This is a genomic window from Mycobacterium asiaticum (genome assembly GCF_001673365.1).
Lineage (GTDB): Bacteria > Actinomycetota > Actinomycetes > Mycobacteriales > Mycobacteriaceae > Mycobacterium > Mycobacterium asiaticum_A.
Genome location: NZ_LZLS01000077.1, coordinates 1 through 10,490 on the forward strand (window position 1 = coordinate 1; position 10,490 = coordinate 10,490).

A 10,490-nucleotide genomic window follows, 5' to 3' on the forward strand; every position below is an offset into this window, starting at 1 on the left:
CGCCCCCGCCGGCCCCCCCCCCCGGTCCGCCGGCCGGCAGGCCGGGTCCGCCGCCACCGGTTCCGGCCCAACCTGGCGGGCGATCCGAACCACCACCCCGGTCGTTCCGGGGCGCACCTCCCCCGCCGCCGAAGTCGGTCACCGACGTGCAACGCCCTTCGGCGATCCCGCTGATCCCGCCGGCCGGCCCGAGCGCGCAACCCTCGTCGGAGGTGGAGTCGACCACGCAGATCGGGCCGGTCAACATGGTGTCGCAGTTGCCGACGCGTGGCATCAAAGGGATGACGGTCCTCGGGGCTGACGCCAATCTCGCACCGCCCGTCGGCCGCACCGCGTGGATCGGACGAGCCGAGGATTGCGACATCATCGTCAACGATGTGCTGGCCTCACGCCGGCACGCCTACCTCGCCCCGACGTCCATCGGCACCGAGATCCGGGACAACCACAGCATCAACGGGACCTTCGTCAACGGCATCCGCGTGGGTTCGGCGGTGCTGACGGATGGGGACGTCGTGACTATCGGCAACGTCGACCTCACCTTCAGCGGCGGCACGTTGGTGCGACGCACCGAAGCCGGCCGCATCGGCGGCCTTGAGGTGACCGGGGTCGGCTTCAGCGTCGATGGCAAGGCGCTGCTGCGAGACGTCTCGATGACCGCGCGGCCCGGCACGCTGACCGCGATCATCGGCGGCTCCGGCGCCGGCAAGACCACACTGGCCAGGCTGATCGCCGGATACACCACCCCGAGTGCAGGCACGGTGACGTTCGAGGGCCACAACATTCATACCGAGTACGCCTCGCTGCGCAGTCGGATCGGGATGGTCCCGCAAGACGACGTCGTGCACCGCCAGCTGACCATCAACCAGGCGCTGGGCTACGCCGCCGAACTACGGCTGCCTCCCGACACCACCAAGGCGGACCGCGCGCAGGTCATCGCCCAGGTGCTCGACGAGTTGGGGCTGGCCCAACACGCCGATACCCGGGTGGATCAGCTCTCCGGCGGGCAGCGCAAGCGGGCGTCGGTGGCTCTGGAACTGCTCACCGGCCCGTCCCTGCTGATCCTCGACGAACCGACGTCGGGTCTGGACCCGGCGCTTGACCTGCAGGTCATGACGATGCTGCGCCAGCTCGCCGACGCCGGGCGGGTGGTGCTGGTGGTGACCCACTCGCTGACCTACCTCGACGTCTGCGATCAGGTGCTGCTGATGGCCCCGGGTGGCAAGACGGCGTTTCTGGGTCCGCCGGATCAGATCGGTGTGGCGATGGGCACCACTAACTGGGCGCACATTTTCGCCAAGGTCGGCGCCGATCCCGACGAGGCGAACCGGCGTTTTCTGGCCCACCGCCAGCCGCCGGCCCCCACCGCGGCGCAGACGCCCAGCGAGCTGGGCGCCCCATCACGCACCAGCGCGCGGCGGCAGTTTTCGACGATCGCCCGACGCCAAGTTCGCCTGGTCATCGCCGACCGGGCCTATTTCGTCTTTCTGGCCGTACTGCCGTTCATCCTGGGCGCCTTGTCGCTGACGGTTCCCGGTGACCGCGGTTTCAGGATGGCCGAAGCGGCCAGCAATACCCCCGACGAGGCCGCGCAGATCCTGAACCTGCTGAGCATTGCCGCGGTGTTCATGGGCACCGCGTTGACGATCCGCGACCTGATCGGCGAGCGACCGATCTTTACCCGCGAGCAGGCCGTCGGCCTGTCCACCTCGGCCTATCTCGGGGCGAAGATCTCGGTGTTCTGCGTCTTCGCTATCGCGCAGGCGGCCATCGCCACCGGGATTGTGTTGTTGGGTAAGGGGGCACCGACACAGCACGCGGTGCTGCTCGGCAATCCCAGCTTCGAGTTGTTCGTCAGCATCGCCGCGACGTGTGTGGCCTCGGCGATCCTGGGGTTGCTGCTGTCTTCGATCGCCAAGTCCAACGAGCAGATCATGCCGCTGCTGGTGGTGTCGCTGATGCTGCAGCTGGTCTTGGCCGGCGGCGTGGTCCCGGTGACGAACCGGATGTTCCTGGATCAGCTGTCCTGGCTGGTGCCGGCGCGGTGGGGCTACGGGGCATCGGCGGCCACGGTCAACCTGCGCGAACTGGTGCCCGGCTCGATCAGCCCCGAGGACAGCCACTGGACGCATTCGCGGCAGGCGTGGCTGTTCGATATGGCGATGCTGGCCGCACTGTCGGTGGTCTATTCCGTCATCGTGTGGTGGCGGTTGCGGCTCAAGCGCTAGGTGTGCCGAGCCTTTGCGCCTACCGGCCGCCGCTAAGAGTCCAACCGCAACCCGTGCGCCAGTGCGAACGCCAACGCCTGCGGGACGTCGATGCGCGCACCGGTCAACGATGCGCTGGTCCATAGCGACGGGTCCACGTTCGCGCCCCGCAAGTCGGCGTCGTCCAGCTTGGTCCCGGCAGTCCGCGCGCCGCGCAGGTCGGCACCGCGCAGCACACTCTTTCGCAGGTCGGTTTCCACCAGGCTCGTCTCGCGAAACCGACATCCGCTCAGATCGACACCGCGCAGGTCGTTACCGCCCAGCACCGCGAGCGTGAAGTCCACCTCGTCGAAGAGCACCGGCCGTAGCCGGCATTGGGCGAACACCGACCCCACCATGCTGCACTGAGCGAAAGTGCTGTGCCACAGGGTGGTTCGGGTAAACGTGCAATTGCGGAAGGCCGATCCGCGGTGTTGTGACTCGGCTAGGTTGACGCCACTGAAATCGCAGTCGGTGAACACCACGCGTTCGGTGCGCAGTCGGCTGAAGTCCTCGTCACGAAAGTCCTCGCCGGCAAATTCGCGGTCAGTCCAGTCCCCCAAGACGCTCAGCTCAGCTGGCCGTCAGAGAGGCCAAGGCGTATTCGCTCACCGCGATCAGCGCGTCGGTGGCCGAACGGCGGTCGCGAGCGTCGACGCTGATCACCGGGATGTGCTCGGGCAGCGTCAGCGCCTTGCGCACCTCACCGACCGGATAGCGGGGTGCACCGTCAAACTCGTTGACCGCCACCAGGAATGGCAGTCGTCGGTGTTCGAAGAAGTCGACGGCGGCGAAGCTGTCCTGCAGTCGCCGCAGGTCCACCAGCACGATCGCGCCGATCGCGCCGCGAACCAGGTCGTCCCACATGAACCAGAAGCGACGCTGGCCCGGAGTGCCGAACAGATACAGCACCAGGTCCTCGCCCAGGGTGATGCGACCGAAGTCCATCGCGACGGTGGTAGTGCGCTTGTCGGGGGTGGCTTCGAGCATGTCGACACCGGCCGAAGCGTCGGTGACCATCGCCTCGGTTCGCAACGGCATGATTTCGGAGACCGCGCCGACGAAGGTGGTCTTTCCGGCGCCGAAGCCGCCCGCGATGACGATCTTCGTCGATGCGGTGCCGTGCGCTTCAGAGTGCCCTGAGACCACGCAGGGTCCTTCCTATGAGTTCCTGCCGCTCATCGCGGGTCGAACGGTCGGTCAAGGTCCTGTGCACCCGAAGGTAACCGGAGGTGACCAGATCACCGACCAAGACGCGCGCAACGCCCACCGGCAAATCCAGTCGGGCCGAGATTTCGGCGACCGACGGGCTGCTCACGCACAACCCGATGATCCTGCCTCGTGCGTCGTCGGCCGGCCACTCGTGTGCCATGCCGGCTTCCAGCGTCTGCACCGGCGCTTCCAACGGCAGGTCGACGTCGGTGCCAGTCCGCCCGGCGGTCAAAGTGTACGGGCGGACCAGGTTCGGTTCCCGTGGTGTCAGTGCTGACTCGCGTTGGTCCATTTTGGTCCGGGTTGCGGTCCGGGTTGCGGTCCGGGTTCGGCGCGGCGGGCGGACTGCACCACGTTGCCCACCTGTTCGACAAGGACGGCCATCTCGTAACCGATCTGTCCGATATCGCACGACGGCATGGCCAGGGTGGCCAGATGCGATCCGTCGCCGACGCGCATCAGCAACAAGAACCCATTTTGCATCTCGACCACTGACTGCAGCACCTGCCCGCCCTCGAACAGCTGCGCGGCGCCGGTGGCCAGGCTGGCCAGCCCGGACGCCACCGCGGCCAATTGATCGGCGCGCTCGCGCGGCAGGTGTTCGCTGGCCGCGACCGGTAAGCCGTCGACCGATACCAGCAGCGCGTGCGCCACCCCGGGCACCTCACGCACGAACTTCGACACCAGCCAGTCCAGCGGGCTGTAGGACGATTGGACCGTCATTCCTGCCCTTCCTGACCCGCCGAACCGCCGACGTCACGGGCATGCGAGCGTCCGGAGTGCACGCCGGTGAAATGGCTGCCGATCGAGGCACGCACCGCGTCGGGGTCCCGGACCGCGTGCGATCCGCCGTTGGGCACGGGTTCCGGGGCCGTGTCCGCGTCGGCCGCCCCCGGGATCAGCCGAGCTCCCGGCGTCCGCACCGGCAGACCGTGCTCGGTGCGGGAATCGACCTCGCGCTCCTCGGCCTCGGCAGCCGCCGACCAGCCCCGGTCCCAGACCGTCTGCCAATCCAGATCGGGACTCTGAACCAAATCCTTTGGATCGCCCATGATTTCGGAAAGCATCCGCTGGTAGATGACGTCGTCGTCCTCGGGACCGGACGGTTTGAGTTCCGGTGGTTCGGGCCGCGGCGACGGTGTTGCGGCGGCGGGTCGCCGGGCGAAGAAAGCCGACGTGTCCGACGCGGTGGCGGACTCGGTCTGCTGGGCCGGTTGGGGTTGTTGCTGAGACCCCTTCTCCCACCACGGCGTTGGCAGCGGGCGCTTCTGTGGCGCCTCGGGTTCGGTGCTGGCCTGACCTGGAGCCGCGGTGATGCCACTGGACCCGGGACTGCGGCGCGGCAGCGACGTCACCGAGGTGCCCCCGCCGAGCGGCACCGACACCGCCGAAGCGGCCACGTCGGGTTCGGGGGGCCGCACGGCAAAGAACTGGCGCTGTGGTGGGGCCTGAGGGGCCTCCTGCTGGCCTCCGACGAGCACCGTCAACGGTAGGTAGACCTCGGCCGTCGTACCGGTGCCGGACTCGCCGGTCGCCGGGCCGCGCAGCCCCACCCGCACGCCGTGTCGGGCGGCCAATCGACCGACCACGAACAGACCCATGTGGCGAGCGTTCTCAGGGGCCGGTTCGGGGGTGGCGCCGTGACCCGCCTGCAGCCGCATGTTGGCCATACGTCGGTCGGAGTCGGTCATGCCCAATCCGGCGTCGGCGATGCGCAGCAGCACGCCTCCTTCACTGCCCCTTACTGCGGAGACCTTGACCGGTGTGTTCGGCGGCGAATACCGCAGCGCGTTGTCGATCAACTCGGCGAGCAAATGAATGACGCCGCCGGCGGCACCGCCGAGCACCGTGCAGTCGGCCACCGCACCGATCTCGACGCGACGGTAATCCTCCACCTCGGATACCGCTGCGTTGATCACCGTCGACAAGGGGACGGGCTCGCGTTGGTCGCGCCCGATCTGGGCGCCCGCGAGCACCAGCAGGTTGGCGCTGTTGCGGCGCAACCGGGCCGCCAGGTGATCCAGCCGAAACAGGCTGTCCAGTCGCTCGGGATCCTCTTCGTTGCGCTCCAGGCGGTCGATCAGCGACAGCTGCTGGTCCACCAGGGACCGGCTACGGCGCGACATGGTCTCGAACATGTCGTTGACCAGCAACCGCAGCCGCGCCTCGTCCCCGGCCAGCAGCAGGGCCTGGGTGTGCAGTTCATCGACGGCGTGGGCGACCTGGCCGATCTCCTCGGTGGTGTAGAGCGCCAGGGGCTCGGGTACCGGTACCGAGGCTTCTAAGCCGGTCCGGACCCGGTCGATCTCGCCTTCGAGATCGGTGTGGGCGACCTTCAACGCGCCGTCGCGCAGCACCCGCAGCGGCTTGACGATGGCACGCGCCACCAGCAGCACCACCAACAACGCAAGCCCGATGACGACCAGCACCAGCACGGCGTCGCGGATGGCAGCGTCGTGACGCGCGGTGGCCTGGGCCTGCACCGACTTGGTCACGGATAGCGTCGCGTCGGTGATGATCTGCTCGGCGATGCCCCGGGTGGTGCGTATCGAAAGCAGCAGGTCGGGGTTGTCGACCAGCACACTGTCCGGGTTGGACATGATGGTCATCCGGGTCATCATCTGCTGCTGCAGGTTCTTGGCTTCCTGCGAGCCGGCGCCGAGCACCTCGCTCATCCCGAACAGCGTCGACGGTTCGGTGCCGGCCAAGGTGATCATCGCGGTACGCAACTGCGGGTCGGGCAAGTCGGCACCGCGGGTCACCAGGATCTCCTGCAGGGTCATCTGCCCGCGGGCCCCTACGGCCCGGCTCAGCCCCTGCGCCTGTGCGCGGATCTGCTCGCTGTCCACGCGCACCGAGGCGTCGATCGCGTTCTCGGCGGTCAACAACAGCGGCGCATAGGTGGTGACCCGGTCGCGCAAACCGATGCTGTTGTCCATCACCTTGTCCAGCAACGCCTGGCCGTCGTTGAGCAGGGAATTGACGCCGGTCCGCACATCTGAAATGACGTCGGTGTCGGCCACTCGCGACTGCAGCTCGTACTTGCGTGCCGCGAAGTTCTTCTTGGCCCCCTCCACGTCGCGACCAGTGGAACTGGCCAGCAACGCCACATCCAGCGCCGACATGTATTTGGTGATCGCCGGGACGACGTTAGCCCGGGCCGCTACGAGTCGCAGACCGCTCGAGTCCGCCAATTCGCCCTGCACCCGCAAGGCCCCGAACGTCGCGGCCAGCACCAGCGGCACCAGCGCGATCGCGAAGACCTTCCAGCGCACCGGCCAGTTGGCCAGCGACCACCTCGCCGGGCGCTTCTGCGCCTTCGCGGTAGGGGTGGGCGGGACAGCGGGAGCGCCAGGTGGGACCGCCGCGACCGGGTTGGTCGGGCGGGCGAACATCGTCATGTGCACGCGGCCGCGCCGGCCGCGCCTTCGGGTCGCGTCACGTGGAACGAGAGACTCATGAAACTTCCTGCTGCTTTATTCGCCCGCCCCGGCAGATGGCCGCGAACGTGAATGCCTGGCAATCCGACGAGTATGACAGCCCTTGAACAGGGAAAGCTGGGGTCTTCGTAATTGTTACTGAGTAGATAAGGTCCGGCAAATGCGGCCGACTGTGCGTCTGGCGACGCGACGCGCCGCTGGAACGTCGTGCGACGCACAATCGGCGCTGAGGACCTCATCACCCGGGGTATGCGGCGACCGTCTTCTTCACCACCGACTCGACCTCTTCGGTCAGCAAGAACCGCTGTGCGACAAGGGTTTCCGCGGCGTTCCGGACGGCGTCGGCGTAGTCGCAACTGGTCGGGTAGCGCTCGGCAATCGAGGGCTGGCCGGGCGGGAAGGACAGCTTGCTGCCGATGCGCTCGTAGAGGACGTCGGGCAGGTCGGCGACGTAGCGGCGGGCGTTCCAGCCGGTGTAGGTCGCCAGCGGGGCCGCAACCGCGGGCAACCGGATCCCGGCCACCTCGTTGCCGTCGGCGTCGACTGCCGACACCAGGTCGACGTGGGACTGGCCGCGCCGCGCGGCGGGCAGCCAGGCGGGACCAGGGGTGTTGGCGTAGCCGAAGACCGAGAGCACGTCCTTGCGGGCCACGGCGGTGCCGTCGCTGGTCCGGGGCACCCGGCTGGCGGGGGGCTCGATGCCGTCGACGACCCAGTTCTCCAGTGCGATCAGCAGCGCCCGGGTGACCGGGGTGACGTCGAGGTGGTGCACCGGGTTGGCGACGGGCAGCGCGTCCTTGATCTTGCTGCTGCCGAAGTGGTCGGTGCCGGCCAGCAGGTAGGTGCGGACGTCGGGGTCCTCGGGCAGGTCTTCACCGGTCTGGGGGTCGATGTGCACCAGCGCGCCGTCACCCTGCCAGTACTCGGTCGAGCTGTTGGTGAAGATCGTCTTCGGGACACCACCGAGTTCGCGCTGGACGGCGAGCAGGTCGGCGTTGCCCAGCGGGTCGTTGGTGCCGTGACCGCTGCCGCCCGGGGCCGACGGCTGGGCGTAGCGCTGGTTGAACTGGCCGCGGGCGGCGCTGGCGAAGTCGCTGAAGATGCCGTCGAACACCGGCATCCCGGCCTCGTCGACGTTCAGGCCGTCGGAGATGAACTGGCGCAGCAACCGGCCGCCCTGGGAGACGCCGTAGGCAAAGGTGTGCTCGATGCCGTCAGCACGGAGGTGGCTCACGATGTCGCGGATGGCCAGCATGCCGCACCCGGCGATCGGGGCCAGCGCGGTCCGGTAGGTCAACTCATACCAGTGGAAAGGCTGGAATCCGCCGTCCAGAGCGACGTGGGTCTCGTCGGTGAAGCGCCAGCTTTCGCGGGCAACGACGATGGCCTCAGCGTCGGGGGCGGTGCGCACGGTCAGCACGGCTTCGGGGTCGTTGACGTCGACGGTCGGGTAGTCGGTGAACTTGAACAGCACGTCGGCACCCGGGATCGACTCGATCTCGGGAGCGGTGAAGCTGAGCACGTGGTCGTCCTTGACGCTGTCCGAGCGCCACTCCAGGCGCATGAAGCCGGGCTCGACGTCGGCTTGCGGGGCGGTGAGCCCCAGGGTGGCCGGTCCACGCTGAACGTCCCACTGCCAGCCGCAGGAGGCGATGGTCCAGCCGCGGTCGAGCAGGAAGCCGCCCTTGAGCCAAGGTGCGTTGGTGGGCACACCGCGGTTGGGCACGACGAACAGCAGCTTGCCGTTGCCGCCGTCGACCGGGCGAATCAGGCGCAGGTCGGCGTCGTAACGGACCAGGCCGTCGGCGTCGCGCGGGGCCAGTTCGAGATCGACGATGCGCTGGTTGGCCAGCTCGGTCGGGTCGACGGCGAATGTGACGGTCGCCTCGACGTTCTCGTAGCGGCTGTCGGCGTGCGGGTAGGTGTTGGTCACCTGCACTGATTCGACGGTCATCGTTAGCTCCTGGCCCCCTCGGCGTTTGGTCGCTTCACAGATTTCTGCAGGGGGCTTGGAGAGTTCTAAAGAAGTTCTTGACGACGGCTTGCGAAATTCTTGCTTCGACTGGGCGGTGGCCGCTTGTCATGATCGAGGGATGTTCCGGCTGCTGTTCTACTCACCACGTATCGCGCCGAATACGGGAAACGCGATCCGGACGGTGGCCGCCACCGGTTGCGAGCTGCACCTGGTCGAGCCGTTGGGTTTTGACCTTTCCGAACCCAAACTCCGGCGCGCGGGCTTGGACTACCACGATCTGGCGTCGGTCACCGTGCACGCTTCGCTGGAGCAGGCCTGGGCTGCGCTGGGCCCGGCGCGGGTGTTCGCGTTCACCGCGCAGGCCACTTCGCGCTTCGCTGACGTCCACTACCGCCCGGGCGACGTGCTGATGTTCGGTCCCGAGCCGACCGGGCTGGACGCGACGACGCTGGCCGACCCGCACATCACCAAGCAGTTGCGCATTCCGATGTTGGCCGGCCGGCGTTCACTGAATTTGTCCAACGCTGCTGCGGTTGTTGTTTACGAGGCCTGGCGCCAGCAGGGATACCACGGTTCGGTGTGAATGCAGAAGCAGGCTCGTGCGAAGCGCACGAGCCTGCTTTCTACAGGGCATGTTCGGGGGGCAGGGGGAAAAACATGCCTCAGTTTGTGGTGCCGGAGGTTGGGCCGGCGGTGGGTATCGCGGTCATCCCTTTCGGTGAGGTTTTCGGTATGAACTTGATGTCATTAGATTGCCCGACTCCACGGTTGGGCGGTGTCCCCCAATAGGGGACGACCGGGATGATTTCCGTGTCCTCCGATTGGGGGACAGCACCGGTCGGAGTGGCAACCAGACAAACGTGGGCGTCAACTGTCGAATATTCAGTTTTAGTGACACGCAATGCATTACGGTGACCTTCGGTCCGCGGCGCGGAATATTGTCGATGGTTCTACGGAAGAGGCGGCAGTGTCGTTCGTGATGACGGTCCCAGCGGTGGTCGAAGCAGTAGCGGCTGATGTGGCGGGTCTCGGTTCTGCGCTCGGCACGGCAAATTCGATGGCAGCCGCGCAGACGACGCGACTGGTCGCCGCCGGAGCCGATGAGGTGTCCACGGCCATCGCGACGCTGTTCTCCCATCACGCCGTTACCTATCAGCACGTGGCTACACAGATGTCGGCATTTCACGACCAGTTCGTGCGCACGATGAATGCCGGCGCGGCCGGTTATGCCAATGCCGAAGCAGCCAACTTGGCTCTGCTTGACGCGATCAATGCGCCCACCCAAACGCTGCTCGGGCGCCCGCTGATCGGCGACGGTGCGGCGGGGACCGCTGCCAGTCCAAACGGGCAGGCCGGCGGCTTGCTGTGGGGTAACGGCGGCGCCGGCTACACCAACACGACTGCCGGGGCGGCCGGCGGTAGCGGTGGCAGCGCCGGGTTGTTCGGCAATGGCGGCCACGGCGGTGCCGGAGGTGCGGGGGCGACGGGCGGTCACGGCGGGGCCGGCGGCTGGCTGTACGGCAACGGTGGCGGAGGAGGCGCCGGCGGGAACGCCGTGCTCGCCGGGGGCAGTGGCGGCAACGGGGGCCTCGGCGGAGCCGCCGGAATCTGGGGTGCCGG

At 67.7% G+C, this 10,490-nt stretch carries 9 protein-coding genes; 3 read left to right on the forward strand and 6 right to left on the reverse strand.

The window, feature by feature from the left end; genetic code table 11:
- A partial coding sequence (locus A5634_RS08070; RefSeq protein ID WP_155769423.1) for an ATP-binding cassette domain-containing protein occupies positions 1–2,225 on the forward strand: 2,225 nt, incomplete at its 5' end.
- A 32-nt stretch (positions 2,226–2,257) separates the two neighbouring features.
- Here A5634_RS08070 and A5634_RS08075 read toward each other — a convergent pair.
- The 6 genes from A5634_RS08075 to A5634_RS08100 all read right to left on the reverse strand — a co-directional run bounded on the left by A5634_RS08075 (position 2,258) and on the right by A5634_RS08100 (position 8,849).
- The gene (locus A5634_RS08075) at positions 2,258–2,806 is read right to left on the reverse strand and encodes a pentapeptide repeat-containing protein (protein ID WP_065143530.1); all 549 of its coding nucleotides are present in this window, start codon (positions 2,804–2,806) and stop codon (positions 2,258–2,260) included.
- 10 nt (positions 2,807–2,816) lie between these two features.
- Positions 2,817–3,392 carry a GTP-binding protein gene (locus A5634_RS08080; RefSeq protein ID WP_065143531.1) on the reverse strand — a complete coding sequence of 192 codons (576 nt, stop codon included), beginning with the start codon at positions 3,390–3,392 and terminating at the stop codon, positions 2,817–2,819.
- Positions 3,373–3,747 carry a DUF742 domain-containing protein gene (locus A5634_RS08085; protein WP_065143532.1) on the reverse strand — a complete coding sequence of 125 codons (375 nt, stop codon included), beginning with the start codon at positions 3,745–3,747 and terminating at the stop codon, positions 3,373–3,375. Before A5634_RS08085 ends, A5634_RS08080 begins: the two co-directional genes overlap by 20 nt.
- Positions 3,723–4,178 (reverse strand): roadblock/LC7 domain-containing protein, encoded by a 456-nt coding sequence (locus A5634_RS08090; protein WP_065143533.1) that lies wholly within the window; start codon positions 4,176–4,178, stop codon positions 3,723–3,725. The genes A5634_RS08085 and A5634_RS08090 overlap by 25 nt, the downstream gene beginning before the upstream one ends.
- Positions 4,175–6,856 (reverse strand): sensor histidine kinase, encoded by a 2,682-nt coding sequence (locus A5634_RS08095; protein WP_065143534.1) that lies wholly within the window; start codon positions 6,854–6,856, stop codon positions 4,175–4,177. Before A5634_RS08095 ends, A5634_RS08090 begins: the two co-directional genes overlap by 4 nt.
- A gap of 277 nt (positions 6,857–7,133) precedes the next feature.
- A complete protein-coding gene (locus A5634_RS08100) occupies positions 7,134–8,849 on the reverse strand; it encodes an alpha/beta hydrolase domain-containing protein (protein WP_065143535.1) in 1,716 nt (571 codons plus the stop codon).
- Positions 8,850–8,988: 139 nt separating this feature from the next.
- On the opposite strand from A5634_RS08100, the gene A5634_RS08105 reads away from it, so the two are divergent.
- Entirely contained in the window at positions 8,989–9,453 is a 465-nt protein-coding gene (locus tag A5634_RS08105; RefSeq protein ID WP_065143536.1) for a tRNA (cytidine(34)-2'-O)-methyltransferase, read from the forward strand.
- A gap of 384 nt (positions 9,454–9,837) precedes the next feature.
- A partial coding sequence (locus A5634_RS08110; protein ID WP_081290280.1) for a PE family protein occupies positions 9,838–10,490 on the forward strand: 653 nt, incomplete at its 3' end.

Bases quoted from the DNA above. Each gene is read 5' to 3' on its own strand.
- A5634_RS08105 (WP_065143536.1), top strand. From the start codon at position 8,989: ATGTTCCGGCTGCTGTTCTACTCACCACGTATCGCGCCGAATACGGGA.
- A5634_RS08085 (WP_065143532.1), bottom strand. From the start codon at position 3,747: ATGGACCAACGCGAGTCAGCACTGACACCACGGGAACCGAACCTGGTC.
- A5634_RS08090 (WP_065143533.1), bottom strand. From the start codon at position 4,178: ATGACGGTCCAATCGTCCTACAGCCCGCTGGACTGGCTGGTGTCGAAG.
- A5634_RS08100 (WP_065143535.1), bottom strand. From the start codon at position 8,849: ATGACCGTCGAATCAGTGCAGGTGACCAACACCTACCCGCACGCCGAC.
- A5634_RS08095 (WP_065143534.1), bottom strand. From the start codon at position 6,856: ATGACGATGTTCGCCCGCCCGACCAACCCGGTCGCGGCGGTCCCACCT.